This is a genomic window from Streptomyces sp. NPDC090045, from assembly GCF_044747975.1.
GTDB lineage: Bacteria > Actinomycetota > Actinomycetes > Streptomycetales > Streptomycetaceae > Streptomyces.
The window spans coordinates 78,072-102,750 of the sequence record NZ_JBIVFA010000004.1 but is presented as its reverse complement, the minus strand read 5'-3'; the positions used below and the strand labels follow the sequence as shown (position 1 = coordinate 102,750).

Annotated in this window: 25 protein-coding genes; 13 read left to right on the top strand and 12 right to left on the bottom strand. The window is 74.1% G+C overall.

What is annotated here, in order from left to right; genetic code table 11:
• Positions 1-56 precede the first annotated feature (56 nt).
• On the bottom strand, positions 57-1,085 hold the full coding sequence (tdh, locus tag ACIPYQ_RS12705; RefSeq protein ID WP_401249599.1) for an L-threonine 3-dehydrogenase: 1,029 nt from the start codon (positions 1,083-1,085) through the stop codon (positions 57-59).
• Positions 1,086-1,296: 211 nt separating this feature from the next.
• Between tdh and ACIPYQ_RS12700 the strand changes: the two genes are divergently transcribed.
• Positions 1,297-2,205: an alpha/beta hydrolase gene (locus ACIPYQ_RS12700; RefSeq protein ID WP_362232190.1), complete on the top strand. Its 909-nt coding sequence runs from the start codon at positions 1,297-1,299 to the stop codon at positions 2,203-2,205.
• A gap of 26 nt (positions 2,206-2,231) precedes the next feature.
• Here the strand turns inward: ACIPYQ_RS12700 and ACIPYQ_RS12695 are convergent, their stop codons facing one another.
• Both ACIPYQ_RS12695 and ACIPYQ_RS12690 read right to left on the bottom strand, forming a co-directional pair.
• Complete coding sequence (locus ACIPYQ_RS12695; RefSeq protein ID WP_361762121.1) at positions 2,232-2,969, bottom strand: class I SAM-dependent methyltransferase; 738 nt, start codon at positions 2,967-2,969, stop codon at positions 2,232-2,234.
• A gap of 113 nt (positions 2,970-3,082) precedes the next feature.
• Entirely contained in the window at positions 3,083-4,012 is a 930-nt protein-coding gene (locus tag ACIPYQ_RS12690; RefSeq protein WP_401249595.1) for a LysR family transcriptional regulator, read from the bottom strand.
• A 163-nt stretch (positions 4,013-4,175) separates the two neighbouring features.
• Between ACIPYQ_RS12690 and ACIPYQ_RS12685 the strand changes: the two genes are divergently transcribed.
• Complete coding sequence (locus ACIPYQ_RS12685) at positions 4,176-5,642, top strand: MFS transporter (RefSeq protein ID WP_401249592.1); 1,467 nt, start codon at positions 4,176-4,178, stop codon at positions 5,640-5,642.
• Complete coding sequence (locus tag ACIPYQ_RS12680) at positions 5,611-7,794, top strand: SpoIIE family protein phosphatase (protein ID WP_401249589.1); 2,184 nt, start codon at positions 5,611-5,613, stop codon at positions 7,792-7,794. Before ACIPYQ_RS12685 ends, ACIPYQ_RS12680 begins: the two co-directional genes overlap by 32 nt.
• 6 nt (positions 7,795-7,800) lie before the next feature.
• On the opposite strand, the gene ACIPYQ_RS12675 is transcribed toward ACIPYQ_RS12680, so the two are convergent.
• Positions 7,801-9,615 (bottom strand): glycoside hydrolase family 15 protein, encoded by a 1,815-nt coding sequence (locus tag ACIPYQ_RS12675; protein WP_401249586.1) that lies wholly within the window; start codon positions 9,613-9,615, stop codon positions 7,801-7,803.
• 88 nt (positions 9,616-9,703) lie between these two features.
• Positions 9,704-10,267, bottom strand: coding sequence for a DoxX family protein (locus tag ACIPYQ_RS12670; protein ID WP_401249583.1), 564 nt, complete (start codon positions 10,265-10,267; stop codon positions 9,704-9,706).
• A gap of 119 nt (positions 10,268-10,386) precedes the next feature.
• Between ACIPYQ_RS12670 and ACIPYQ_RS12665 the strand changes: the two genes are divergently transcribed.
• Both ACIPYQ_RS12665 and ACIPYQ_RS12660 read left to right on the top strand, forming a co-directional pair.
• Positions 10,387-10,851: a MarR family transcriptional regulator gene (locus ACIPYQ_RS12665; RefSeq protein ID WP_361762135.1), complete on the top strand. Its 465-nt coding sequence runs from the start codon at positions 10,387-10,389 to the stop codon at positions 10,849-10,851.
• 55 nt (positions 10,852-10,906) lie between these two features.
• The gene (locus ACIPYQ_RS12660) at positions 10,907-11,203 is read left to right on the top strand and encodes a YkvA family protein (protein WP_361762138.1); all 297 of its coding nucleotides are present in this window, start codon (positions 10,907-10,909) and stop codon (positions 11,201-11,203) included.
• Positions 11,204-11,236: 33 nt separating this feature from the next.
• Here ACIPYQ_RS12660 and ACIPYQ_RS12655 read toward each other — a convergent pair whose 3' ends face one another.
• The 4 genes from ACIPYQ_RS12655 to ACIPYQ_RS12640 form a co-directional block, all read right to left on the bottom strand.
• Positions 11,237-11,608 (bottom strand): VOC family protein, encoded by a 372-nt coding sequence (locus tag ACIPYQ_RS12655; RefSeq protein ID WP_362232200.1) that lies wholly within the window; start codon positions 11,606-11,608, stop codon positions 11,237-11,239.
• A 64-nt stretch (positions 11,609-11,672) separates the two neighbouring features.
• Positions 11,673-12,308, bottom strand: a complete 636-nt coding sequence (locus ACIPYQ_RS12650) for an alpha-ketoglutarate-dependent dioxygenase AlkB (protein ID WP_361762144.1) — start codon at positions 12,306-12,308, stop codon at positions 11,673-11,675.
• A 75-nt stretch (positions 12,309-12,383) separates the two neighbouring features.
• On the bottom strand, positions 12,384-12,749 hold the full coding sequence (locus ACIPYQ_RS12645) for a VOC family protein (RefSeq protein WP_362232203.1): 366 nt from the start codon (positions 12,747-12,749) through the stop codon (positions 12,384-12,386).
• A gap of 153 nt (positions 12,750-12,902) precedes the next feature.
• Positions 12,903-14,075 (bottom strand): MFS transporter, encoded by a 1,173-nt coding sequence (locus ACIPYQ_RS12640; protein WP_401249577.1) that lies wholly within the window; start codon positions 14,073-14,075, stop codon positions 12,903-12,905.
• A 438-nt stretch (positions 14,076-14,513) separates the two neighbouring features.
• Here ACIPYQ_RS12640 and ACIPYQ_RS12635 point away from each other — a divergent pair, with 438 nt between their 5' ends.
• From ACIPYQ_RS12635 to ACIPYQ_RS12605, 7 genes are all read left to right on the top strand, one after another.
• Positions 14,514-14,741, top strand: a complete 228-nt coding sequence (locus ACIPYQ_RS12635; RefSeq protein ID WP_030384356.1) for a CbtB-domain containing protein — start codon at positions 14,514-14,516, stop codon at positions 14,739-14,741.
• 12 nt (positions 14,742-14,753) lie between these two features.
• Positions 14,754-15,587, top strand: a complete 834-nt coding sequence (locus ACIPYQ_RS12630; RefSeq protein ID WP_401249574.1) for a CbtA family protein — start codon at positions 14,754-14,756, stop codon at positions 15,585-15,587.
• Between the two features lie 115 nt (positions 15,588-15,702).
• Entirely contained in the window at positions 15,703-16,053 is a 351-nt protein-coding gene (locus ACIPYQ_RS12625) for a metalloregulator ArsR/SmtB family transcription factor (RefSeq protein WP_361762156.1), read from the top strand.
• 114 nt (positions 16,054-16,167) lie between these two features.
• Positions 16,168-17,505 carry an MFS transporter gene (locus ACIPYQ_RS12620; RefSeq protein ID WP_401250825.1) on the top strand — a complete coding sequence of 446 codons (1,338 nt, stop codon included), beginning with the start codon at positions 16,168-16,170 and terminating at the stop codon, positions 17,503-17,505.
• A gap of 119 nt (positions 17,506-17,624) precedes the next feature.
• Entirely contained in the window at positions 17,625-19,049 is a 1,425-nt protein-coding gene (locus ACIPYQ_RS12615) for a hypothetical protein (protein ID WP_401249571.1), read from the top strand.
• A gap of 76 nt (positions 19,050-19,125) precedes the next feature.
• Positions 19,126-20,430, top strand: a complete 1,305-nt coding sequence (locus ACIPYQ_RS12610; RefSeq protein ID WP_401249568.1) for an AAA family ATPase — start codon at positions 19,126-19,128, stop codon at positions 20,428-20,430.
• Positions 20,427-21,725 carry a VWA-like domain-containing protein gene (locus ACIPYQ_RS12605; RefSeq protein ID WP_401249566.1) on the top strand — a complete coding sequence of 433 codons (1,299 nt, stop codon included), beginning with the start codon at positions 20,427-20,429 and terminating at the stop codon, positions 21,723-21,725. Before ACIPYQ_RS12610 ends, ACIPYQ_RS12605 begins: the two co-directional genes overlap by 4 nt.
• On the opposite strand, the gene ACIPYQ_RS12600 is transcribed toward ACIPYQ_RS12605, so the two are convergent.
• A complete protein-coding gene (locus tag ACIPYQ_RS12600; protein ID WP_401249563.1) occupies positions 21,671-22,576 on the bottom strand; it encodes an alpha/beta fold hydrolase in 906 nt (301 codons plus the stop codon). The two genes, ACIPYQ_RS12605 and ACIPYQ_RS12600, sit on opposite strands and share 55 nt — an antisense overlap.
• A gap of 77 nt (positions 22,577-22,653) precedes the next feature.
• Here ACIPYQ_RS12600 and ACIPYQ_RS12595 point away from each other — a divergent pair, with 77 nt between their 5' ends.
• Positions 22,654-23,307, top strand: coding sequence for a sigma-70 family RNA polymerase sigma factor (locus tag ACIPYQ_RS12595; protein ID WP_401249560.1), 654 nt, complete (start codon positions 22,654-22,656; stop codon positions 23,305-23,307).
• Here the strand turns inward: ACIPYQ_RS12595 and ACIPYQ_RS12590 are convergent.
• On the bottom strand, positions 23,304-23,849 hold the full coding sequence (locus ACIPYQ_RS12590) for a DM13 domain-containing protein (protein ID WP_361762174.1): 546 nt from the start codon (positions 23,847-23,849) through the stop codon (positions 23,304-23,306). The genes ACIPYQ_RS12595 and ACIPYQ_RS12590 overlap by 4 nt on opposite strands.
• Before the next feature lie 117 nt (positions 23,850-23,966).
• Positions 23,967-24,560: a GNAT family N-acetyltransferase gene (locus ACIPYQ_RS12585; protein WP_401249556.1), complete on the bottom strand. Its 594-nt coding sequence runs from the start codon at positions 24,558-24,560 to the stop codon at positions 23,967-23,969.
• Positions 24,561-24,679 lie beyond the last annotated feature (119 nt).

Below are 24,679 nucleotides of genomic sequence, written 5' to 3'. Positions count from 1 at the left end.
GGGGGGTGGGCGGGGCCCGGCCGGAGGGAGATGGTTCAGCAGGTCCGGTCCGGCGGTTACGCCGTCCAGTCCAGGATGATCTTGCCGCTGCGGGCGGTCGACGCCTCGTCGAAGGCGGCCTCGAAGTCGCGGTGCGAGTAGCGTCCGGTGATCACGGGGCTGAGGTCGAGCCCGCCCTCCAGCAGCACGGTCATCGCGTACCAGGTCTCGAACATCTCGCGGCCGTAGATGCCCTTGATGGTGATCATCGAGGTGACGACCTTCGCCCAGTCCACCGGGAACTCCTGCGCCGGCAGGCCCAGCATGGCGATCTTGCCGCCGTGCGTCATGTTGTCGATCATGTCGCGCATGGCCTCGGCGCGGCCGGACATCTCCAGGCCGACGTCGAAGCCCTCGCGCAGGCCGAGCCGCGTCTGCGCCTCGGCGATCGAGGACTCGGCGACGTTCACCGCGAGCGTGGCGCCCGCCTTGCGGGCGATCTCCAGCCGCTCGGGGCTGACGTCGGTGATGACGACGTTGCGGGCACCGGCGTGCTTGGCCACGGCCGCCGCCATGATCCCGATCGGGCCGGCGCCGGTGATCAGCACGTCCTCGCCGACCAGCGGGAAGGACAGGGCGGTGTGCACGGCGTTGCCGAAGGGGTCGAAGATCGCGGCGACGTCCAGGTTCACGGTGGTGCGGTGCACCCAGACGTTCTGCGCGGGCAGCACCACGTACTCGGCGAAGGCGCCGTTCCGGCCGACGCCGAGCCCGATCGTGCTGCGGCACAGGTGGCGGCGGCCGGCCAGGCAGTTGCGGCACTTGCCGCACACCAGGTGGCCCTCGCCGCTGACCAGCGCGCCGATCTCGATGTCCTGGACGTCCGCGCCGAGCGCCGCGACCTCGCCGACGAACTCGTGGCCGAGGACGAGCGGGGTCTTGACCGCGCCCTGCGCCCAGCCGTCCCAGGCCCGGATGTGGAGGTCGGTTCCGCAGATGCCGGTGCGCAGCACCTTGATCAGCACATCGCCGGGGCCGTACTCGGGCTCGGGGACGTCCATGAGCCACAGTCCGGGCTCGGCCTTGTGCTTGACGAGTGCCTTCATGGGGTGGCTCCAGGCATGCGGAAGGGGGCGCCGCGGGCGTGCGGGCCCGGACGGCGTCGGTGACGGGCACCAATCTGCCGATCGGCGCGGTGATCAGTCCATCGAGACTTTCTTAAGCGGGTCGACAGCGCAGCTTCACGCCTATGCTCCTCAGGTGATGGGGAAGGGTCCCGTGCCGGTGGCGGCGCGGGGAAAAGGGGAGGTGAGGGGCGTGCCGAGTCTGCGCAGCAGGGCGCTGTCGGCGGCGCTGATGGCGGCGGGACGGCGAAGACGGTTCGCGAGCGCCGAGGCGGTACGGACCCGGGTGGCGGAGTCCGCCCGCCGGCCCGCCTCCCATCTGCCGCCGCGTTCGCTGGGCCGGGTCGCGGACATCTCGCGGACCTTCGTCGGAGCCTGGCCCGTGTACGACGTCTCCCCGCTCGGGAGGGAGCCCGCCGCCCAGGTGCTGTACGTGCACGGCGGCGGGTACATCAACGAACTGGTCCGCCCGCACTGGGCGCTGATCCGGACCCTGGTCACGCAGGCCCGGGCGCGGGTCGTCGTGCCGGCGTACATCCTCGCCCCGCGCGGTACCGCCGACCGGAACGTGCCGGTCGCCGCCGATCTGCTGAGCGGCCTGATCGCGGGCGGCGGTGGCGGCGGAACGGTGCTCATCGGGGACTCGGCGGGGGCCGGGCTGGCGCTGGCGGCCGCGCAGCGGCTGCGCGACCGCACCGGGGCGCAGCCCTCCAGGATCGTGCTGATCTCGCCCTGGCTGGACGTGACCATGAGCCATCCGGACCAGGCGGCCATCGAGGCGGCCGATCCGATGCTGGCCCGTCCGGGGCTGCGGGAGGCCGGCCGGCTGTACGCGGGGACCCTGGCCGCCGAGGATCCCCGGGTGAGCCCTCTGCACGGGAGTTTCGCGGGGCTGGCGCCGCTGACGGTGTTCACCGGGACCCGGGACGTGCTGATCACGGACAGCAGGGAGCTGCTGCGCCGGGCCCGTGCGGACGGGGTCGAGGTGGAGTTCCACGAGGCGGCGGGGCTGCCGCACGCGTACCCGCTGCTGCCGGTGCCGGAGGGGCGCGCGGCGCGCGACCGGATCGTCGAGCTGATCGGGGCGACGGCGGAGCTGTGAGGCCACGGCGGTGACGGCGGCGGCCGCTATGCCGTGCAGGTCATCAGGGAGCTGATCGGCCAGGCCCGGTACGCCGTCCAGTACGCCTCGTCGCGTACGGCGTCGGCGGGCGGGGTCCGGTTCGGCTGCCAGCCGATGGTGGCGAAGCCCGCTTCGACGGCCGCCTCGGCGAGGTCGGCGTGGGCCCACTCGCGGAACTCGAAGGGCACCGGCGGCTCGGTCAGGAAGTGCGCCTTCAGCAGCGGTGCGTCGCCGTCGGGGATCCGGTCGAGGATGCGGACCCCGTACGGCGACCAGTCCACACGGGGGAACGCGCCCGCGTTGGGCACGATCGCCAGCAGCCGCCCGCCGGCGCGCAGGTTGGCGCGGACGGACCGGAACATCGCGTGCAGGGACCTGCGGTCGGGCGCGTAGCTGAAGACGTACGCGGCGGTGGCGAGGTCGAAGGGGCCGAGGTGGGGAAGGCCGGCGGCGTCGGCGACGTGGTACTCGACGTCCGGCCGGTCCTTCGTGGCCTCGTGCTCGCGGGCCAGCCGGATCATCTCCTCCGAGACGTCCACGCCGACGGTCCGGCGGGCCCCGCCGCGGGCCAGCAGCCGGGTGTTGTAGCCGTATCCGCAGGCCAGGTCGAGGGCGTCGAGCCCGCGTACCCCGCCGAGCGCGTCGAGGGCTCCGTGCAGTGTGTAGGTGTCGGCCGCCGAGAAGGCCGCCGTGGTCTTGGACTCCGCGTAACGCTCGCCGATGGTGTCGTACTGGAACCGCATGCTCTGCCTTCCGGGGGCCTGCCGGGGGTGGGACGCGTGCGTATGGTGCCCCGCGGCGCGACCCGGGGCGGCCCGTACACCCGTACGTCCCCCGGACGAGGGAGGCGGTCGGCCTATCGCGGGCGCTCGGGCCCCTCCTGACCGGTCGGGATCAGCTCGCGGGCGCAGGCGCGCAGCCAGGCGTGCGCCGGGTCGGCGTCGTGGCGCGGGTGCCAGGCCATGCCGAAGGGCAGGGGCGGCAGGGCGAGCGGGATCTCGAAGGTCTCCAGCCCCAGCGCGGCGGCGAGCGGCGCGACCTGGGTGGTCAGCAGTCCGACGAGGTCGCTCTCGCGCAGGACGAACAGGGAGGCGGGGAAGGTGCCCACGCTGCCCACCACGCGCCGGGACAGCCCCTGTCCGGCGAGGGCGGCGTCGACCGGGCCCTCCAGGCGGCCGCGCCGGGAGGCGATCAGGTGCTCGGCCGCGGCGAACCGGCGCGGCGTGAGGCGGCCGCGGAGCAGCGGGTGCCCGCGGCGTGCGACGCCCAGCATGCGCTCCTCTGACAGGTGCTCGACGCGCACTTCGGGGGAACGGGTGTCGACGACGCCGAGTTCCAGGTCGGCGACGCCTTCGCGGAGCGCGGGGACGTCCACGTGGCTCTCCGGGAGGAAGCGCAGCCGCACCCCCGGTGCCTCGCGGGTCACCCGGGTGAAGAGCGTGGCCCCGTAGACGGCGGTGAAGGCGTCGTTGGCCAGCACGGTGAAGGTGCGGGTGAGGGTGGGCAGGTCCACCTCCGCGCCGGTGAGGAAGAGGGCGCGGGCCCGTTCCACGACCGCGCGGACCTCGCCCTGTACGGCGAGCGCGTGCGGGGTGGGCACCATGACCCGGCCGGCCCGAACCAGGACGGGGTCGCCGAGGGCCTTGCGGATCCGGCCGAGGGTGCGGCTCATGGCGGGCTCGGACAGGTGCATGCGGGCTGCCGCCCGGGACACGCTCGCCTCCTCCAGGAGGACGTCCAGAGCGACGAGGAGATTCAGGTCGAGCCCGGATTGCGTCACACGCATGGATCCCTTGCAGAAGTTGCACTGGAAAGCAGGTCGGTCCAACTCTACGGTGATCCAAGGGTGATGGCCGCTGCCGGCCTTCCCGTCCCCTTCTGCGTTCCTCTCCTTCCTTTTCCTTCCTTCTTTCCTTTCGCCGTACCGCCACCGACTCCGAGGAGGAGCCGTGCTCCGCCATGCCGTCGCGCAGGGTCCCACCGTCCCCGCGCCCTCCCTCACCCGGCCCGCCCTGCTCGCCCTGTGCGCCTGCGTGCTGGTCGCCCAGGGGATGGTCGCCGCCGTCAACCTGCTGATCCCCCAGCTCGCCGCGTCCGACCTGCATCCGGATCCCGGCGAGCTGCTGTGGTCGGTGGACGCGTACGTCATCGTGTTCGCCGCGCTGCTGATCCCCGCCGGGGCGCTCGGCGACCGGTACGGCCGCAAGGGCGCCCTCCTCGCCGGGCTCGGCCTGTTCGCCGTGGGCGGGGCGGCCAGCGCGCTCGCCGAGGCCCCGGCCGTGCTCATCGCCGGCCGCGGTGTGTGCGGGGCGGGCGCGGCCCTGATCATGCCCGCCACCATGTCCGTCCTGGTCCACCTGAGTCCGCCCGAGCGCCGGGGCCGCGCCTTGGCCACCTGGACGCTGTCCGCGGGCCTCGGGGGCCTGGCGGGCAATGTCGGCGGCGGCCTGGCCGGGGAGTACCTGACCTGGCGGGCCCTGTTCTGGGCCGTGGTCCCGCTCGCCGCCCTGCTCGCGCTCGCGGTCGCCCGCGCGGTCCCCCGTACTCCCTCGCAGCCCGCCGCCGCCGTCGACCCCTTCGGAGCGGCGCTGCTCGCGGGTGCGCTGCTCGCGGTGGTCTACGGGATCATCGAGGGGCCCGCGTACGGCTGGGCCTCGGTGCAGGTGCTGACCGCCTTCGGCGCGGGTGCGGGGCTGCTCGCCGCGTTCACCGGCCATGCGCTGCGCGCCGCCCGGCCCCTGCTCGACCCGCGCATCTTCGCCTCGCGCAAGTTGCGTGCCGGGACGCTCGGCATCGGGACCGGCTTCTTCGGGCTCTTCGCCCTGTTCTTCGTCAACGCCCAGTACCTCCAGTACGCGAAGGGCTTCTCCCCCGCCGAGACCGGGTTCGCGATCGTCCCGCTGACCGTCGGCATGGCCCTGGTGCCCAGGTTCGGCGCCCGGCTCCAGGAGCGCACGGGGCCCCGGCTGCCGGTCGGCGCCGGGCTGGGCCTGATCGGGGCGGGGCTGCTGCTGGTCTCCACCGTCGACGCGGCCACCCCGTACCCCCTGTACGCGCTCTACCTGCTGGTGCTGTCCGTGGGTACGGGCCTGTCCGCGCCCTCGCTGACCCTGACGGTGGTCGCGGAGCTGCCCTCCCACCAGGCCGGGCTCGGCTCGGGGCTGAACACCGCGGCCCGGGAGATCGGCGCCGCCCTCGGGGTGGCGGTGGTCGGCACCCTGCTGGCCTCGCGCTTCCACGGGAACCCGCAGGATCCGGCCCAGGTCGCCGCCTTCACCGACGCGATGGGGGCCGCGTTGCGCACGGTGGCCGTGGCGCTGCTGTGCGCGTCGGCCGCGGTGGTAACCGGGTACCGGGGCGCGGGGCGGCGCGGGCGCAGCCGGGATGCAGTGGCCGCCGCCGAGGGCGCATCCTGACTGTGTGATCGCGAGAGCGGACGGCGGCGGCGTCCCGGCCCCTGATGCCCTGACCCAGGCGCTCGCCCGGGCGACCACGGGCGCCGTGAAGGCCGTGGGTGGGTACGCGGGCGGGGTGTACATGCGCTCGCCCACCGCCGGCCTGCTGCTGCTGGCCGTGTTCATGGGACTGCCGCTGCCGCTGTTCCGCCCGTGGTGGCGGATCCAGGTGAACCGCCCGTACCCGCCCGCCGAGGCCTACCGCACCGGGCAGGCCGTGCATCTGGCCGACGCGGAATCGGCCGTGGGCCGCTTCCCGCAGCTCGTGGCCAGCCTGCCGTTCCCGTTCGCCTCGCTGTACGAGCCGGTGACCGCCGGGACGCAGCGGTTCGGCGTGCTGCTGGTGCTGCGCCCGGCGACCCCCGGCATCCCGGTCGGGGCCGTGGACCGGGAACGGTTGCGGGAGGCCGCGGACCGGCTGGCCGGGGACCTCGCAGGGCTCGCGGCGGCCGGGGCGCCCGTCGTGTGGGAGGGAGACCCCGTGGCGGTGGCGACGCCGCCGCCCGACACCGGGTCCGCGGGTGCCCGCGCGGCCCTCGACCGGATCGCGCTGGCGGTGCTCTCCCTGGACCGGCAGGGCCGGATCGGTTTCGTCAACAAGGCGGCCGAGGAGCGGCTCGGCCTCACCGGCCCGCAGCTGTACGGGAAGGTGCTGTGGGAGGCTCTGCCCTGGTTGGGCCACCACGCCTACGACGACCACTTCCGGGCCGTCTTCATGTCCGGCGAGCCGGCGCGCTTCCCGGCCCGTCGCGGCCGCCACCCGCCCGGGGAGTGGCTGTCGGTGGACCTGCACCCCGCCCCCGACGGCGTGACCCTGACGATCGACAGCACCGAGAAGCCCGCCTACGCACCCGCGTCGGTGGTCCAGCCGGGCGCGGGCCTGGGTCTGCCCTCCGACCAGGCCTCCGCGCTGTACCGGCCGGTGGCCCTCGCCATCGCGCTGTCGGAGGCGGTCACGGCCCGGCAGGTGTCGGCGGTGGTCACCGAGGAGCTGCTGCCGGCCTTCGGCGGCCGCCAGCTGGCCATCTACCTCCTCGACGAGCGGCACCTGTACCTCGCCTGGGAGACCGGTTTCCCGCAGGGCTTCCTCAACCGGTTCGACGGAGTGTCGCTCGATGTGCGGCTGCCGGGCGTGGAGACGCTGACCACGGGCCGGCCGATGTTCTTCGAGTCGATGGAGCATCTCGCCGCCGCCTATCCGGGCATTCCGCTGGACGCCCACGTCGGTGCCCGCGCCTTCCTGCCGCTGATCGCCTCCGGCCGGCCGGTCGGCTCGTGCATCCTGGGCTTCGACGCGCCCCGGGGCTTCAGCGCGGAGGAGCGTACGGTCCTCACGGCGCTGGCCGGCCTGATCGCGCAGGCCCTGGCGCGGGCCCGGCGCTACGACAGCGAGGCGGCCCTCGCCCGCGGGCTGCAGTCGGCCCTGCTGCCGCACCGGCTGCCGGTGCGCGAGAACGTGGACACGGTCGGCCGTTATCTCGCGGGCACCGCGGGCATGGACGTCGGCGGCGACTGGTACGACGTCATCGAGACGGGGCGCGGCCTGCTGGCCCTCGTCATCGGGGACGTCCAGGGCCACGGTGTGGCGGCTGCGGCGACCATGGGTCAACTCCGCAGCGCCGTACGGGCCTTCGCGCTCAGCGGCAGTACGCCGGAGCAGGTGATGAGGGGCACCAACCAGCTGCTCATCGACCTGGATCCGGGCCAGTTCGCCAGCTGCTGCTACGTGTTGCTCGACCCGGCGTCGGGCGCCGTCCGGGCCGTCCGGGCCGGTCACCCCCAGCCGCTCCTGCGCCACCCCGACGGCCGGACCGAGGTGCTGGACCTGGCGGGCGGGGTGGTGCTCGGCATCGACCCGGACGCCTCGTACCCGGTCACGGAACTGCGGCTGGAGACGGGCGCGGTGCTCGCCCTCTACACGGACGGGCTGGTGGAGACGCCGGGCATCGACATCGACGACGGGGTCGAGCGGCTGCGGGTGACCCTGGCGGCGGCCCGGCCGTCCCCGCTGACCGAGACCGCCGACCGGCTGGTCGGCGAGGCGGACGCCACCACCGACCGGCCGGACGACATCGCCCTGTTGCTGGCGTCCCGCAGGGGCGGGGACGCGTAGGAGCCGTCAGCCGGCGGTCGCGGACCGGCCCGGGCCGACCGCGCCTCCCCCCAGGATCAGCGCGGTGTTGACCAGGCCGACGTGGCTGAACGCCTGGGGGAAGTTGCCGAGTTGGCGGCCGGCGAGCGGGTCGTACTCCTCCGCGAGCAGTCCCACGTCGTTGCGCACGGCCAGCAGCCGCTCGAACAGGTCGCGGGCCTCTTTCTCCCGGCCCGTCAGGCACAGGGCGTCGGCGAGCCAGAACGAGCAGGCCAGGAAGGCTCCTTCATCGCCCGGCAATCCGTCGACGGAGGGGCCTTCGGTGGTGTAGCGGCGGACCAGTCCGCTGCGGCCGAGCTCCTCCCGGACCGCGTCGACCGTCCCGACGACGCGCGCGTCGTCCGGCGGCAGGAAGCCGACCCGCGGGATGAGCAGGGTGGCGGCGTCGAGCTCGCTGGAGCCGTAGTACTGGGTGAAGGTGCCCCGCTCGGGGTCGTAACCGTGCTCGCACACGTCGCGGTGCACCTCGTCGCGCATGGTCCGCCAGCGCTCCACGTCGCCGGGCATCGAGGAGTCGCTCTCCAGGGCGCGCACGGCCCGGTCGGCGGCGACCCACGCCATCACCTTGGAGTGCACGAAGTGCCGGCGCGGTCCGCGCACCTCCCACAGTCCCTCGTCGGGGCGGCGCCAGTTGCGTTCCAGGAAGTCGAGGAGGGCGAGCTGGATCCGCCAGGCGTGGTGTTCGGAGGGCAGCCCGGAGGACCGAGCCAGGTGCAGGGAGTCGATGACCTCGCCGTACACGTCGAGCTGGAGCTGGTCGACGGCGGCGTTGCCGACCCGGACCGGGGCGGAGGAGGCGTAGCCGCTCAGCCACGGCAGCTCGCTCTCGGGGATCCGGCGCTCGCCGGCGATCCCGTACATGATCTGGAGGTCGGCGGGGTCGCCCGCGACCGCGCGCAGCAGCCACTCGCGCCAGGCGCGGGCCTCGTCGAGGAAGCCGGTGGACAGGAGCGAGCCGAGGGTGAGGGTGGAGTCCCGGAGCCAGCAGTAGCGGTAGTCCCAGTTGCGGACGCCGCCGAGCTCCTCGGGGAGGGAGGTGGTGGAGGCGGCGACGATGCCGCCGGTCGGGGCGTAGGTGAGGGCCTTGAGGGTGATCAGGGAGCGGGTCACGGCCTCCTCGTAGGGGCCCTCGTAGCGGCACTGCGCGCTCCATTCGCGCCAGTCCGCGAGGCCCTGCTCCAGTGCCTCGAAGGGGTCGCCGGGCTCGGGGCGCGGCTCGTGCGAGGGGTGCCAGGTGAGGACGAAGGCGACGCGCCGGCCGGCGGTGACCGGGAACTGGGAGCGGGTGCTGTTGGCCTCGCCCCAGGTGCGGACCGGGGGGACGCTGCGGAACCACGCGGAGTCGGGCCCGGCGACGGCGACCCGGTCCTCCTCCACGCGGCGCACCCAGGGGACGACGTGGCCGTAGTCGAAGCGCAGGCGCAGGATGCTGTGCATCCGCACGGTGCCGCTGATGCCCTCGACGATGCGGACCACGTCGGGGGCCCCGTCGCGCTGCGGCATGAAGTCGATGACCTTGGCGGTGCCGGAGTCGGTCACCCAGTACGACTCCAGGACGAGCGTGCCGTCCACGTAGGCGCGGCGGGTGCACGGCTCTCCGTCGGCGGCGTCGACGGGGGCGATGCACCAGTGGCCGTTCTCCTCGTCGCCGAGGAGTTTGGCGAAGCAGGCGGCCGAGTCGAAGCGGGGCAGGCACAGCCAGTCGATGGACCCGTCACGGCCGACCAGTCCGCTCGTCATGAGGTCGCCGATGAGTGCGTAGTCTTCGATGGGTTGTGTCATTGGTGCGCTCTTCCCGCGAATGCCCGGGGCCAATCAGCTCGGGCCCCGGACACCCCCGTGCGCGCTACGTCAGGCTCTGGGGACGGCTCTAGCTGCGCACGAGGAGCAGCACCGCGGCGAGCACCACGCCGAGGGCGACGGCGAGGGCGCCGTGCGCCAGGCGGTGGCCGCGCAGGACGGGCAGGAAGCGGTCGACGGCGTACCGGCCGGGGCCGGTGAGGGCGAGGACCGCGGCGCCCGCGGTCAGCAGCAGTTCGTACTCGATGCCCTTGGGGGCGAAGAAGGCGCCGGCGCCGTGGACGGCGATCGCGTTGATGAGGGTGCCGACGATCGCGGCGCCGGCGAGCGGGGTGAGCAGTCCGAGGGCGAGGCCGAGGCCGCCCAGGGTCTCGGTCAGCCCGGCGAGGACGGCCATGGCGTCACCGGCGGGGTAGCCGCTGGCGGTGAAGAACTGGCCGGTGCCGCTGATGCCGCCGCCGTCGAACCAGCCGAAGAGCTTCTGGGTGCCGTGGGCGGCCATGGTGAGGCCGAGGACGAGGCGCAGGAGGAGCAGGCCGGTGTCGTGGCCCGGGGTGGAGAGGGCGGTGGGTTCGGGGCGTACGGCCGGTGCGGCGGCCTGCGGCTTCGTCGTGGTGACGGAGGGGCTGGTCATGGGGGGTCCTTCCGGTCGGGCGGCCCGGTGGAGGTGGCAGGGAGTTGTTCAAATTCGAACCGCTGATCGTCGACCCTAACCATTGATTCAAATTGGAACAACCCGTGTAGGCTGGAGCCATGTCTGAACCGAGATGGCTGGACGACCGCGAGATGCGGGCCTGGAGCGGCTTCCTGGCCGCATCGGCCCTGGTGAACCGCCGTCTCGACCAACAGCTCAAGGACGAGGCCGGGCTCTCGCACCCCCAGTACGAGATCCTCGTACGACTCGCCGCGGCGCCCGGGCGCGAGCTGCGGATGACCGAGCTCGCCAACGGCCTGATCAACTCCAAGAGCGGGCTGACCTATCAGGTCACGCAGATGGAGAAGGCCGGACTGGTCCGCCGCCGCAGCTGCCCCTCCGACGTCCGCGGTGTCTTCGCCGTCCTCACCGACGCCGGGAGCGCCAAGCTGGACGAGGCCGCGCCGGGGCACGTGGCGACGGTCCGGGAGATCCTCGTCGACGTCCTGACCCCCGGACAGCTCGACGCGCTCGCCGAGGGGCTGGGCGAGGTCGGCCGCAGGCTGCGCGAGCAGGGTGCCTGAGTGGATCCGGCCGCCGATCGGGTAGCGCGTGCCGGTTTCGGGGTATAGGGGCGGCATGGACGGAAAGGTCTGGCTCACCTTGCTCACGGTCGTCGCGGTGGGGCTCGCGATCGCCGCGGCCGTGCTGTTCGTACGGGTCTTCAAGGCGCGGCGGCTGCTGCTCGACGCGGGGATCCCGCTGCGCGACAAGGCCCTGTTCTGGGTTGCGGTGATCTACACCGTTTCGCCGGTGGACCTGATTCCGGACCCGGTGTACCTGGACGACATCGGCATGCTGCTGCTGGCGCTGCGCTCGCTGCACGCGGCGGCCGGGGCCGTCCGCCCGGCGAAGGAGCCGGACCCCGTCGCGTGAGGCCGCGGCGGTACGGTTCGGCGCCGTACGGGCTCAGCGGTGCTGGTCGACGAGGACCGGATTGCCGTCCGGGTCGAGGACGAGGAAGCTGCCCGGACCGGAGCCGGACTCGTCGGCCTCCGTCACGAACTCCACGCCGCCCGCCTTCAGCTCCCGCTGCAGCTCGCGGACGTCGGTGAACGAGTCGAGCGGCTGCGCGTCCGCGTCCCAGCCCGGGTTGAAGGTCAGCATGTTCTTTTCGAACATGCCCTGGAAGAGCCCGATCACGTGGTCGCCGTTCTTGAGGATCAGCCAGTTCTGCGCGGGGTCCCCGCCGAAGGCGGTGAAGCCGAGCTTCTCGTAGAACGCCCTGGAGGCCTCGATGTCGCGCACGGCCAGACTCACGGAGAACGCACCCAGATCCATGCCCATCAGCCTGGACGGGCCCCGGTGGGGCCGCAACTCCGGGTGCGGGGCCCGGAGCCGGAGGTCAGCGGACGCCGCGGGTCCGGAACTGCACGCTGATGCGGGGCCCGACCGCCCGCACCGACTTGGGCACCGCGTGCTCCATGGTGCGCTGGCAGGAGCCGCCCATGACGACGAGATCGCCGTGGCCCAAGGGCAGGCGCAGCAGGGTGGCCCCGCCGTCGCGGGGACGGAGGGCGAGGTCGCGCGGGTCGCCGACGGAGACGATGGCGACCATGGTGTCCTCGGTCGAGGAACGGCCGGTCCGGTCCCCGTGCCAGGCGACGCTGTCCCGGCCGTCGCGGTAGAGGCACAGGCCGGCGGTGGTGAACGGTTCGCCGAGCTCGGCGGCGTAGTGGCGGGTCAGCGCCTCGCGGGCCTCGGTGAGCGAGGGGTGCGGCAGGGCCTCGCCCTCCCCGTAGAAGGCGAGCAGCCTGGGCACCTCCACCTCCCGCTCGTACATCTGCCGCCGCTCGGCGTGCCAGGGGACGTCGGCGGCCAGCCGCTCGAAGAGCGCGTCGGCGCCGCTCAGCCAGCCGGGCAGGTGGTCGACCCAGGCCCCGGCGCCGAGCTCGGTGCGCCGCATGCCGCCCAGGGGGCCGAGCCCGATCTCGTCACCCTGGTCGAAGAGGGAGCCCTGAAGGCCCTGGACTGCGTACATGACTCCAGCCTAACCCCGTGAACCGAACACTTGCACGAATAGAGGGGCGGGGCCGGCCCCCGACGGCCGGGCGGCTCATCGGCCGGCCGGGGGCTGGTGCAGGCCGAAGGGGGTGCCCTGGTCGTCGTGGCAGAGCTGGAAGCGGCCGAACCGGGCGACCGACTCCTCACCGCTCCCCAGGTCGGTGTCGTCGACGGAGCCGCCGAGCCCGCGGACCCGTTCGAGCGCCGCCTCCATGTCGTCGACCGCGAAGAAGAGGTACGGACTGGCGCCGGGGTCACCGCCGTGCAGTCCGCCGGGGACGTTGGGCGTCCGGATCGCGAACCCGCCGCCCTCGGCCGGACCCGGCTCGAAGGTCCAGCCGAAGAGTCCGCCGAAGAAGGTACGGGCCTGCTCGCTGTCGCCCGCGCCCAGCTCGAAGAAGGAAAGCTCACCGGCCATGGCCGACTCCCGTCACCCGATTCCGTCACGCATCACACGGCACGTGCGAGCCGTGCCCGGACCGTCCTCCCACCGTAGGTCCGGCCCCGCCCCGCCGCACCCGCCCGCCCGCCCGTCCGGGCAGCGGCGGGGCCACGGCTCCGGCGTGCCCGCTCAACTGCCACCCGCGCGGCCGACGTACGGCCGGGAGAGGACGGTGACGGCGACGGAGAGGGCCGCGGCGAGGGCGATCGCCGCGCCGGGGGCGAGGAACTGGGCCAGACCGCCGGCGAGCGCGGCGCCGAGGCCCTGCCAGGTCATCCGGCCGGCCGACTCGACTCCCTGGACCTGGCCGCGGACCCCTTCGGGGGTCAGCTCCAGGAGCTGCTCCTGGAGGGGCAGGGTCGCCGCGAACCCCGCACTGGCGAGGAACACCGCGGCCACCACGACCGGCAGGGGCGGGTGGAACGCGAACAGCAGGAAGGGGACGGCGAGCAGCAGCCGCAGGGCGAAGGCGTGGCGCCGGCGCCGCTCGGCGCTCAGCAGCCGGCCGACGGCCAGGTCCCCGAGGAGCATGCCGGCCGATCCGGCGGCCAGCAGTGCGCCGGCACGGCCGGGATCGTAGGAGATGAACAGGGCCTCGCAGCCGACGATCAGGCCGTTGGGGACCCACAGGTTCAGCAGCAGCGCCCGCCGGCCGGGGTGGGAGAAGAGCTCGGCGTTCGTCGTCCAGGTCCGGCGCAGCCCGGGGCGGCGGGTGAGCCGGATCGAGCGTTCGCGGACGGTGGCCGCCACCACGGCGAGTCCGAGGGCGGTCAGGGCGGCGGCCACGAGGAAGACCCCGTGCGGGCTCAGGTACGACAGCAGGACGGCGCCGGCGGCGTAGCCGAGGATCGCCGTACCGCCCGCGGTGACGTTCATGAGCGAACGCGCGGGTGCGTAGGCGGTGTTCGGCACGATCTCGGCGAGCAGCCCCAGCCGGGTGCCGGTCCCGAGGGACTGGAAGAAGCCCAGCATCAGGAGCAGACCGAACCGGGCGGCGAGCGGCAGCCCCGGTACGGCCTGGGCGCAGACAGCGGCCAGCGAGGCGAACTGGAGCGCGACGAGGGTCCGGCGCGGCCGGTTGCCGTCCGCGACCGACATCAGCGTCAGCGCGCCGAGCACCGTCGCGAACGTGGCGCCGTACATGCTCACGGCCGTCAGGAAGGGGGAACGGGTCTGCTGGTCGACGAGGGTGCCGAGGGCGAAGCCCGACAGGGTGCTCGCGGCGACGGTCAGGGTGAAGCCGGCGTAGAGACCGGTGAACTCCCGGTTGCGGAGCAGGTCGCGGTAGCCGGTGACGGGCACGGGGTCCGGCTCGGAGGAGGGAGGGCGAGGAGAGGAAGGAAGGGAGGAGGGAAGGGCGGAAGGCATGAAAAAAGCCTCCGGGCATGTGCACGGGGCACGCACGCCGAAGGCCAACACCGGGATTTTAGCAGTCTTTTCCGTACCACTCCTTGGACACTCCCGGCCCCTGGCCTGGGCCCGGGGGCGGAATCTTCCCCGCAGCCGCGTGTGATCAGAGACTCAGGCACTTGGCCGCAGGCCCGCCGCACGGTAGCGTCACCGCGACATTTGCACATAGCGACGACGGCGAGACGGAAGCCCGGTGTGAATCCGGCATGGTCGCGCCACTGTGTGCTGCGGTGACGTCCCCTCCGGGGGAGGCGCCGCGGCGAGTCAGACCCGAGGACCGTCGTCCTGCACCACCGTATGGGACGCGTTGTTCCCCGAGGAGGTTCCATCATGGCCGAGGCTGTCGCTTCCGCTGCCATATCCACCCCCGCCGGCTCCCTGTCGGCTCCGCTGCCCGTGCGCGCGGTCCTGCCCTGGGCGCTCTTCGTCGGTCTCCTGATGCTCGTCGCCCTGTACTTCGTCGGTGCCGAGCAGGGCGCCACGGCCGTGTTCGCCGGCGAGGGCGTGCACGAGTGGGTCCACGACGGGCGTCATCTGCTCGGCTTCCCCTGCCACTGAGAGGCCACGCACATGTACGCCTCCACTGTCAGAGGTCTGTTGGTCCGCGGCATGCTCGCGGGCCTGATCGCCGGGCTGTTCGCCTTCGCCGTCGCCTACGTGGTGGGTGAGCCCCCGGTCCGGGGTTCCATCGCCGTGGAGGAGGCCGCGGCCGCCAAGGACGCGGCGGCCGCCCCGAGCGCCCACGCCGGGCACGGCGGCGGCGACGCCGCACCGGCCGAAGCCGCCGAAGAGGAGGAGGAACTGGTCAGCCGGCCGGTGCAGTCCACCTTCGGTCTGGCCACCGGCGTCCTGGTCTACGGGGTCGCGCTGGGCGGCATCGCCTCGCTCGCGTTCTCGTTCGCCCTCGGCCGCGTCGGCGGGTTCAGCCCGCGGGCGACGGCGGCGCTCACCGCGGCCGGTGCCTTCGCCACCGTCTACCTGGTGCCGTTCCTCAAGTACCCGGCCACCCCGCCGGCGGTGGGCAATCCGGACACCATCGGACAGCGCACCACGCTGTTCTTCCTGATGATCCTGCTGAGCGTGCTGCTCGGCGTCGGCGCGATCATCCTCGGACGACGGCTCGCGCCGCGTCTGGGCAACTGGAACGCGACGCTGGCCGCGAGCGGTGCCTTCGTGGTCGCCGCCGCCCTGGCGTTCGTGTTCCTGCCGGACAACAGCGACGCGGTCCAGCCCGGTTTCCCCGCCGCCCTGCTGTGGGAGTTCCGGGTCGCCTCGCTGGCCGTCCAGTTGGTGCTGTGGGCGGTGTTCGCCGTCGTCTTCGGCGTCCTGGCCCAGCGGCTCCTGGCCTCGCGCGCGGACGGCACGGAGGCGGCGGCCCAGCAGACGGCTCCGGCCCTCGGCTGATCCCATCCGCCCTGCCTGCACAACGGGCCCCGTCACCCCCGGCCGGGGGCGGCGGGGCCCGTGGCATTGCACGGTGGCCCGTGGCATGGCACCGCGGCCGCCCTACGATGGGCGCATGAGCGCAGGCACGGATCTGGCAGGTGCACAGGTTTCGCAGGAGCGGGGGGACCGGCTGGAGGTCGCCGCGTCCGTGCTGGCCCTGCTCGCGGACCGCACCCGCCTGGCGCTGATGGAGCGGCTCGCCCGCGGCGAGGCCGATGTCACCACGCTCACGGAGGCGTGCGGGGCGGCCCGGCCCTCGGTCAGCCAGCACCTCGCCAAGCTCCGCCTCGCCGGGCTGGTCACCACCCGCAAGGACGGCCGCCGGGTGGTCTACGCCGTGCGCCACGGGCATCTGCGGCGACTGGTGGACGAGGCCCTGAACGCCGCCGACCACGCGCTCGGTTCCCTGCCCCCGCACGACTGAGCCGGCGACCGGCCGGAGCCGCCGCACGTCTGCCGGATCCATACGTGCACAGGTGCGCACATGTTGGCTACGCTGACGTGGAGTCATCGATCCGCCGACCGGACGGGGCCGCCCGTGCTGTCCGTACTGCGCAACGGCACCTACCGCCGCCTGTTCACCGCCCAGGTCGTCGCCCTGGTCGGAACCGGTCTCGCCACCGTGGCGCTGAGCCTGCTCGCCTACGACCTCGCGGGCGCCGACGCCTCGGCGGTCCTCGGCACCGCGCTCGCGATCAAGATGATCGCCTACGTCGGCATCGCCCCGCTGATCGGAGCGGTCGCCGGCCGGATCCCCCGCCGCACCCTCATGGCGGCGATGGACCTCACCCGCGCCGGCGTCGCCTCGGCCCTTCCGTTCGTCACCGAGGTCTGGCAGATCCACGTCCTGATCTTCCTGCTCCAGGCGGCCTCGGCCGCCTTCACGCCGACGTTCCAGGCCACCGTCCCCGAGGTCCTTCCCGCCGAACGCGACTACACCCGGGCCCTGTCGATGACCCGGCTCGCCTACGACCTGGAGAGCCTCTTCAGTCCGGTGCTGGCCACGGCCCTGCTGACGCTGGTCTCCTACGACTGGCTGTTCGCCGGCACCGCCCTCGGCTTCCTCGCCTCCGCCGCCCTCGTCCTCGCCACCGTGCTGCCCCGGCCCGCCCCCGCCGAACCGGCCGGGGGCCTGCGCACCCGGGCCGCCTTCGGCATCCGTCTCCTCCTGGCCACTCCCCGGCTGCGCGCCCTGCTCGCCCTCGACCTCGCCGTCGCCGCCGCCGGCGCCCTCGTCTTCGTCGGCACCGTCGCCCTGGTCCGCGGCCACTTCGGCCGCGCGGCCGGCGCCGTCCCGCTCGCGCTCGGCGCGTACGGCGCCGGCTCCATGCTGGCCGCGCTGGTCCTGCCCCGGCTCCTGCAGCGCGCCGCCGACCGTACGGTGATGCTCCGCGCCGCCTTCGCCCTCCCGGCGCTCCTGGCCGCCGCGGCGGCCGTCACCTCGACCGCCCCGGGCTCCTGGTCCTGGCCCGCGCTCCTCGCGGTCTGGGCGGCGCTCGGCGCCGCCTGCTCCGCCGTCCTGACCCCGGGGGGCCGCCTGATCCGCCGCTCCACCGCCGACGCGGACCTGCCCGCCGCCTTCGCCGCCCGGTTCTCCCTCTCCCACGGCTGCTGGCTGCTCACCTACCCGCTGGCCGGGTGGCTCGGCGCGGGAGCGGGCCTGGCGCCGACCGCCCTGGTCCTGGCGGCCGTCGCCCTCGCCTCCACCACGGCCGCGGCCGTGATCTGGCCCGCCCGCGACCCGTACCGGCTGGAACACGTCCACCCGGACCTGCCACCCGGCCACCCCCACCTCGCCGACGCCCGCCCGTCCCGCGGCGGCTGGCGCCACGACCACCACTACGTCATCGACCGGCACCACCACCGCTGGCCCTGACGGATCCGCAGGCGAGCCGAAAACCGCTGGTCGGTCGTTGCCTAGGGGGTTACGATCACCGCGATGACCACTCATTCCGCTCACAGATCGGGGGTCCCGTCCGCGCAAGGTGAGTGCTGATGCTCACTCAGACCGCGTATGGGGATTCCCGCCTTTCGTTCTGGCTGCGCGTACGCGAGTACGCCGTGCCGCCGTCCATGATCGAGACCGCGACCGCCCGCCGTTCCGTCGGGGACTGGGCCGGTGCCTGCGCCGCCGCGGGTTTCGACGTCGATCTCGATCTGCGTTCCGTGGCGCGCTCGTACGGCCACGACCTCACCGCCCGGATCCGCGCCGATCTCCGCCATCTGGCGCCCGACCTGCTGCGCTGGCACATGCCGCGCATCGCTCCCGACGGGCTGCTGCGCCCGGACCTGACCCTCTCCCTGGCCCGGTACGAGGTCGCGGAGCGGGACGGGCCGCGCTCAAGGCCACGTCCGGTCCACCTCGTCGCCCGGACCGCTCCGGCCTGGGCGGACGCCGGTCAGCGGATCAGCCTCGCACTGTGGGACGGATCCGGCGCCTTCGGTGATCCGCGCCCCCGCGCCCGTCCCGCACGGCGGTTCCGCCTCGACCTGCACCACCACTTGTGGGACGCCCGCCGGACCGGCGAGCTGAGCGCCCGGTCCGGGGCCGAACGGCCGCACGCCGACGGGTGCCCGCAGGAGCCGGAGCTACGGGGGCTGCTCCCACCGGGCCACCACTGCGCCGTGGACCGGTGGACCGACGAGGCACGGATCCTGCTCCGCGCCGAGGGGCGGCCCTCCGGGGCCGTCACCGTACGGTTCGGTGCCCGGCGACGCCTGGTCCTCGACCTGGTCGCGGGCGGGGACGGGGACCGGGACGGTGACGGGGACGACGGGCCCCTGGCCCTGCGGGTCGGGGCGGCGCCCGCCGACGGCAGCGTCTCCGCGCTGCCGGTCCTGCCCGACGCGGCGGTCCGGGTGCTGCCCGACCTGGACCTGCTCCGCGCCGGTGCGCTCGATGCCGGGCGGCTGCACCCCCTGGTCGCCGCCGCCCTCGTACCGGGCCACGCGCCGGCCGGTGCATCCCGGATCCCCGACCCGGCGGGGCAACCGCGCCTCGTCGAGTGCCGGGGAGCCCGGCACCGGATCGGTCTGGTCGACGGGGTGCTGGTCCCACTGGACCACGACCCGGCGGAGATCCGCCGGGAGGAACTGCTGGCCGCGCTGACCGGCACTCCGCTCCCCTGCCTGCAGGCCGTCGACGCGGCGCACCGTCATCCGGACTGCCTCACCGGCGTGCGCGAACGCCTGGACCACGGTGACACCGCCGGTGCGCTGGCCGTCGTCGAGGGCCTGCTGGGCCCCGGCGCACTGCTGCGCGCCGGCGCCCTGCGGGATGCCCTGGAGGCGGCCGCCCTGCGGCGGATCACCTACGGGCTGTTCCGGGCCGGCCTGGCCGGACCCGGACCCGGCCGCACCGGCCGGGGGGTCCGCCGCCCCCGGCAGTACCGCGCGCACCCGCGCCAAGCCCTGCGCTGACCGGGGGACTTCCCTCCCCCGCACCCGTTGCGCCCCCACGAACCCACGAACCCACGAACCCACAAGGTGATCGCACATGCCCGTACCCACCCCGTCCGCCGCGACCGGCCTCGCCGACGCCCCCTCCTCCCAGGCCACTTCACCCGCCGGCCCGATCGGCGGCTCCCAGCTCGACATCGCCAACGAGCTGCTCTCGCTGCTCCGCGACACCACCACCGAACCGCGCCCCGACGCACAACTGGAGGCGCTGACCCTGGCCGTGGCCGCCGACCTGCCCGTACTCCTGTGGGGCGAGCCGGGGATCGGAAAGACGGCGGCCCTGACCCAGCTCGCGCAGTCGCTGGACCTTCCGCTGACCACGGTCATCGCCAGCGTCCACGAACCGTCCGACTTCTCCGGGCTGCCCGTCCTGGGCGACGACCCCGCGGAACAGGGCGTACCGATGGCCCCGCCGGACTGGGCCGTCCGGCTCGTACGGGCCGGCCGGGGACTGCTGTTCCTGGACGAGCTGTCCACCGCGCCGCCGGCCGTCCAGGCCGCCCTGCTGCGCCTCGTACTCGAACGGCGGATCGGGGCCCTGCACCTGCCGGCCGGGGTCCGGATCGTGGCGGCCGCCAACCCGCGCTCCTCGGCTGCCGACGGATGGGAGCTGAGCCCGCCCCTGGCCAACCGGTTCGTCCATCTCCAGTGGACCCACGACCACGAGGTCGTGGTGCGCGGGCTGGGCGGGACGTGGCCCCGGGCGAGCCTGCCGCGCCTCGACGCACAGGCGCTGCCGGCGGCCGTGGACCACGCCCGCCGCGCGGTGTGCGGGTTCCTCTCCGCCCGGCCCACGCTCGTACACCGGCTGCCCAGCAGCGAGACCCGGCGGGGCGGGCCCTGGCCGTCGCCGCGCAGCTGGGACATGACCCTGAGTCTGATCGCCTTCGCGACCGCCGCCGGCTCCTCCAGGGAGGTGCTCTCCCTGCTGGTCCGGGGCACCGTGGGGGACGGTCCGGCGCTGGAGCTGCTGGCGGGCCTGGACCGGATGGACCTCCCCGACCCCGAGGATCTGCTCGCCGACCCGGCGGGTGCCGTCCTGCCCGAGCGGGGAGATCTGCGGCAGGCCGTGCTCGACGCGGTGGTGGCGGCCGTCCGCTCACGTCCGGAGAAGTCCCGCTGGGACGCCGCGTGGGCGCTGCTGGTCCGGGCGCTGGAGACCGGGGCCCCGGACCTGCTGGTCGTCCCCGCGACGACGCTCGCCACGCTGCGCCAGGAGGACTGGGACGTTCCGGCATCGATCGAGCGGCTCGCCGGGGTGGTGACCCTGTCCCGGCGGGCGGACCGGGCGGCTGACCGGGCCGCGGCGCGGACCGCGGTCCCCGTGCAGGCCGGCCGGTGAGCCCGGACGCACCGGGGGCGGCGGGCGCATCGGGGGCGGAGGCACCGGGGACACAGTGCCTCGCTCTCCCCCTCACCGTCGACTTCGACAAGCTCTTCGCCGCCCGGCTGCAGGCCGCCCGGGTCCGGCCGTACCTGGCGACGGCCCTGTTCGCCCTGCACGCCGTGGAGTCGCGGCGGGTGCCGACGATGGCCGTCGACCGGCACTGGCGGTGCTACGTCTCTCCCTCCTTCGTGCACCGGACGCCGGTGGAGGAGCTCGCCGGGGTCTGGGTGCACGAGGTGTCGCACCTCCTGCGCGACCATCACGGGCGCAGTGACCGGTACGCACGGGCACACGGACTGACCGGCCCGGCGGAGCGGCTGCGGATGAACATCGCCGCGGACTGCGAGATCAACGACGACGCCTTCGGCGACGGTCTGGTCGGGCCCGAGGACGCCGTGACGCCGGAGGCCCTGGGGCTGCCCGCCGGTCGGCTGATGGAGGAGTACCTGGGCCTGTTCCGGCTCTCGGCGCGGACGGAGGGCCTGGCCTGGCTGGACTGCGGCAGCGGCGCCGACGGCCTGGACCGGGAGTGGGACCTGGGCCCGGACGGCGCCCACGGGCTCAGCGCGCAGGAACGCGACGCGGTCCGGTTCCGGGTGGCCCAGGGCATCAACGGCCGCCCGGGGAACGCCCCGAAGGGATGGCAGCGGTGGGCGGACGAGGCCTTCCATCCGCCGCAGCCGTGGCGCGACCTGCTGGGGGCGGCGATCCGGTCGGCGACCTCCGGCTCGGGCGCCGGCGAGGACTACAGCTACGGCCGGCCTTCCCGGCGTTCGGCCGGGCTGCCGGGGGCGGTTCTGCCGAGCCTGCGGCGCAGGCCGCCCCGGGTCACGGTGGTCATCGACACCTCGGGGTCGGTCAGCGACGCCGAACTGGGCAGTGCGCTCCTGGAGGTCGCCGCGATCTCCCGCGCCGTGGGCGGCCGGCGCGATCTGGTCACCGTGGTGCCGTGCGACGCGGCGGCCCGCATCGTGCACCCGCTGTGCCGCGGCGAGGGCATCCCGCTGCTGGGCGGTGGGGGCACGAACCTGCGCGAGGGGTTCGCCAAAGCGCTCCGGACGGGGCCGAAGCCGGACGTGATCGTGGTCCTGACCGACGGCCAGACCCCCTGGCCGGACACCCGGCCGCCGTGCCGGACGGTGGTGGGGCTCTTCCCCCGCGGGCGGTCGGCCCAGTGGGACGAGGAGGATCCCGACTACGTGCCGAAATCGCCGCCCGAATGGGCCCGCGTGGTGACCATCGGATCGTGAGGGCGGGCCGGTCCCGGTCGGTCCAGGAACGCCGTGGTGGTCGCGACGAACCGGTCGGCGTCGTCGATCCACGGGTAGTGGCCCGCTCCGGGCTGTACGACGAGGGTGGCGTCGGGGAACAGCTCCGCGAGCCGGGTCACCGTCCGGGGAGGGCTGTTCAGGTCGAACTCCCCGGCGAGGAGCAGTACGGGCGCCCCGAGAGCGGCGAGCGCCGCGCGCGTGGACTCCGGGTCGAAGGCGCCGTCGGCCGCGAAACCGGCGACGGCCTCGCCGTTGGCCGGCTGGCCGGCCGCGTGGTGCCGCTGCGCCGAGGCGTCCCACCGGCCGCAGAAGAAGGGCGCGACGGCCTCCCAGTCGCCTCCGGTGCCGGCGCCTCCGGTGATCGCCTCCAGTGCGGCGAAGGCCACCGGGAACCACGGCTCGTTCCTCCTGAGCAGCGCGAGTTCGCGGCGCGTCTTCGCGGTGACGGTGATGCCGACGGCCCGGACGCCGGGGCCGATCAGGGCGAGCCTGCGGATCTTCGCCGGGTACCGGGCCGCGTACTGCGCCGCGAGGTTCGCGCCGCCCGAGTGGGCCAGCAGGTCGATCCGGGAGAGCCCGAGGTGCTCGCGCAGGGCCTCGACGTCGTCGACCAGGCGGTCGCAGCGGTAGGAGGCCGTGTCCTCGGGAACCGCGGACCGGCCGGTGCCGCGAAGGTCCAGGGCGATGAGCAGGCGGTGCGCGGACAGGCCGCCGAGGTCGCCGAGGTAGCGGGAGTCCGAGGGGCCCCCGGGCAGGCAGACGAGCGGCTCGCCGTCCCCGGTCACGCGGTAGGCGAGCCGGGTTCCGTCGGCTGCGGAGAAGGTGGGCATGCCGCGGATCCTGCCATTAATAACCTGGTTGTACAACTGGGTTATGGCGGGACGGCCCGGGGGTATATAACCGAGTCATGACAGGGGAAGAGGACACGCGCAGCGCGCCCGGGGCATTGACCGAGGAGCAGGCCGAGCGGATGTTCGCCGCCATGAACGAGGTCATCCGCGCCGGAGAGGAGATGCGCGAGCTGCGCACCGGGATGATCCAGGTGCTGGCCGGGCTGGGCTGGACCCAGGACCGGATCGCCCGGCTCGCCGGCATGAGCCAGCCCGCCGTGTCCAAGCAGGCGGCGAAGCACCGTACGGACGAGCCGCCGGCGCCGATGGCGCTCTCGCTCGACCAGCACGACGCGCCCTGGCTCGAAGGACGCCTGTGGGGCCTGGCCGAGGCGATCTCGGAGACCCTGGGCGACGCCGCCCGCTGCTCCCGTTACGTCGACGCCGTCGCCCGGGGAAGGAAGCGCTTCACGCCCCGGAGCGTCGACGAGCTGCGGCGCCTGGTCGAAGAGGACCTGATGCTGCACCGGGACGCAATGCCCGCCGGCTACCGGAAGGCGTACGACCGGATCAGCCGCGGCCTCGACGTCCCGCGGGAGACCGCCGCCTCCGCCACCGGCACGACCACCGCGTCGGCCTCGGTACGGCGCGCCCTCGCCCACCGGATCCAGCGCGACCACCTCGGCGCCGGCACGAACACCGACTCGAACGCCGGCTCGGAAGCCGACTAGACGGGCTTGAGGGCGGCGGCACCGAAGGAGACGTCGAAGCGGTCGCACCAGATGGCGAGGCTGCTGTAGTCGGCCAGGTTCACCTCGGCCGGAACGGTGTAGTTCTGGTCGCCCTTGTTGCCCTTGAGGGCACCGAGGCTGACGTGCTTGCCGTCGTCGAAGACCCGCCAGCCGGCGACGCCCTCGACGACCGGGGCGTCGGTCAGCCAGACCCTCAGGTCGGGGCCGTTGCTCGTGTCCAGGTCCTCCACGCGCAGGACGTGCGAGCCGTCGGCGAGGCGGAGGAGTTTGACGGTGCCGGTGGTGGCGTGCTCGTGGCTGATCAGCGTGCCCTGGGCCACCGTCCGCGGTGCGGCGGGCGGGTTCGCCGACGCGCTGGCGTTCGGGGCGGCCGAAACGGAGGGGAGGGCCTCGTCGACCGTCTCCTCCACCCACAACTTCCAGGGCTCGAACCAGTACAGGCCGACGGCCAGCCCGGCCGCCGCCACCACCGCGCCGCCGATCAGCAGGGGCTTGCGCCGCCGCCCACGCTCAAGTACCACGCCCGGTCCTCCGTCATGCCGCTGTGCAGCGCCGCCCGTTGTGGTGGCGGCACGCCGGGGGATGCGCCCGCCCGGTCCGGTCATCAAACCATGCCCCGGCCGGGCGGGCGGCGGCCGTCAGCGGTCCCAGGACCTCGGGCGTGCCTGCGCCTCCCACTCCGCACGGAGCAGGGAGAGGACGGCGACGTCGAGGCGGCGCCCCCGGTGCAGACAGGCCGAGCGCCGCACTCCCTCCTGGACGAACCCCGCCTTCGCGAGGACGGTGAGCGCGGCCGTGTTGCCGGTGTGGGTGACGGCCTGGACGCGCTGCATGGGCAGTTCGCCGAAGGCGAGATCGGTCAGTGCGTCCAGGGCATCGGAGCCGTGGCTCCGGCCCCGGTGCCGCGGATCCATCATCAGGTGGACTTCCGCCGTGCCGTCGACCATGTCCTGGTCGACCAGGGCGATGTGGCCGATCGGCGTGCCGTCCGGGAGCAGCACGAGGAAGTCGTCCCGGTCGTGGTCGTCCCGGTCCCGCTCCAGGCGCTCGCGGAGCGAGGTGAGGGAACGCGGCCAGAAGCCGATCTCGTAGGCGGCCACGGGGTCGGACCGCCACGCGTGCATCAGCTCGGCGTCGCCGGCGTCGAGCGGCGCGAGAGCGACCGTCCGGCCACGCCAGCACGGCACTCGTTCGGTCGCCGGGGGCGCGTCGTCCCACTCGTTCTCGGTCACGGCCGGATGCTACGGGCGGCCGGTGGGGGACGACGAGCGATTTACGCCGCACCCACCCCGTCTCACCGTCCGGAACTTGATCCCCGCATTTGCCATCTGTCATGTATGTTTCACCCGGC

Excerpts from the sequence above, each read along its gene's own strand:
- tdh (WP_401249599.1), bottom strand. The coding sequence starts at position 1,085 with ATGAAGGCACTCGTCAAGCACAAGGCCGAGCCCGGACTGTGGCTCATG.
- ACIPYQ_RS12695 (WP_361762121.1), bottom strand. The coding sequence starts at position 2,969 with ATGCGGTTCCAGTACGACACCATCGGCGAGCGTTACGCGGAGTCCAAG.
- ACIPYQ_RS12690 (WP_401249595.1), bottom strand. The coding sequence starts at position 4,012 with ATGCGTGTGACGCAATCCGGGCTCGACCTGAATCTCCTCGTCGCTCTG.
- ACIPYQ_RS12680 (WP_401249589.1), top strand. The coding sequence starts at position 5,611 with ATGCAGTGGCCGCCGCCGAGGGCGCATCCTGACTGTGTGATCGCGAGA.
- ACIPYQ_RS12675 (WP_401249586.1), bottom strand. The coding sequence starts at position 9,615 with ATGACACAACCCATCGAAGACTACGCACTCATCGGCGACCTCATGACG.
- ACIPYQ_RS12670 (WP_401249583.1), bottom strand. The coding sequence starts at position 10,267 with ATGACCAGCCCCTCCGTCACCACGACGAAGCCGCAGGCCGCCGCACCG.
- ACIPYQ_RS12665 (WP_361762135.1), top strand. The coding sequence starts at position 10,387 with ATGTCTGAACCGAGATGGCTGGACGACCGCGAGATGCGGGCCTGGAGC.
- ACIPYQ_RS12660 (WP_361762138.1), top strand. The coding sequence starts at position 10,907 with ATGGACGGAAAGGTCTGGCTCACCTTGCTCACGGTCGTCGCGGTGGGG.
- ACIPYQ_RS12655 (WP_362232200.1), bottom strand. The coding sequence starts at position 11,608 with ATGGATCTGGGTGCGTTCTCCGTGAGTCTGGCCGTGCGCGACATCGAG.
- ACIPYQ_RS12650 (WP_361762144.1), bottom strand. The coding sequence starts at position 12,308 with ATGTACGCAGTCCAGGGCCTTCAGGGCTCCCTCTTCGACCAGGGTGAC.
- ACIPYQ_RS12645 (WP_362232203.1), bottom strand. The coding sequence starts at position 12,749 with ATGGCCGGTGAGCTTTCCTTCTTCGAGCTGGGCGCGGGCGACAGCGAG.
- ACIPYQ_RS12635 (WP_030384356.1), top strand. The coding sequence starts at position 14,514 with ATGGCCGAGGCTGTCGCTTCCGCTGCCATATCCACCCCCGCCGGCTCC.
- ACIPYQ_RS12630 (WP_401249574.1), top strand. The coding sequence starts at position 14,754 with ATGTACGCCTCCACTGTCAGAGGTCTGTTGGTCCGCGGCATGCTCGCG.
- ACIPYQ_RS12625 (WP_361762156.1), top strand. The coding sequence starts at position 15,703 with ATGAGCGCAGGCACGGATCTGGCAGGTGCACAGGTTTCGCAGGAGCGG.
- ACIPYQ_RS12615 (WP_401249571.1), top strand. The coding sequence starts at position 17,625 with ATGCTCACTCAGACCGCGTATGGGGATTCCCGCCTTTCGTTCTGGCTG.
- ACIPYQ_RS12610 (WP_401249568.1), top strand. The coding sequence starts at position 19,126 with ATGCCCGTACCCACCCCGTCCGCCGCGACCGGCCTCGCCGACGCCCCC.
- ACIPYQ_RS12600 (WP_401249563.1), bottom strand. The coding sequence starts at position 22,576 with ATGCCCACCTTCTCCGCAGCCGACGGAACCCGGCTCGCCTACCGCGTG.
- ACIPYQ_RS12595 (WP_401249560.1), top strand. The coding sequence starts at position 22,654 with ATGACAGGGGAAGAGGACACGCGCAGCGCGCCCGGGGCATTGACCGAG.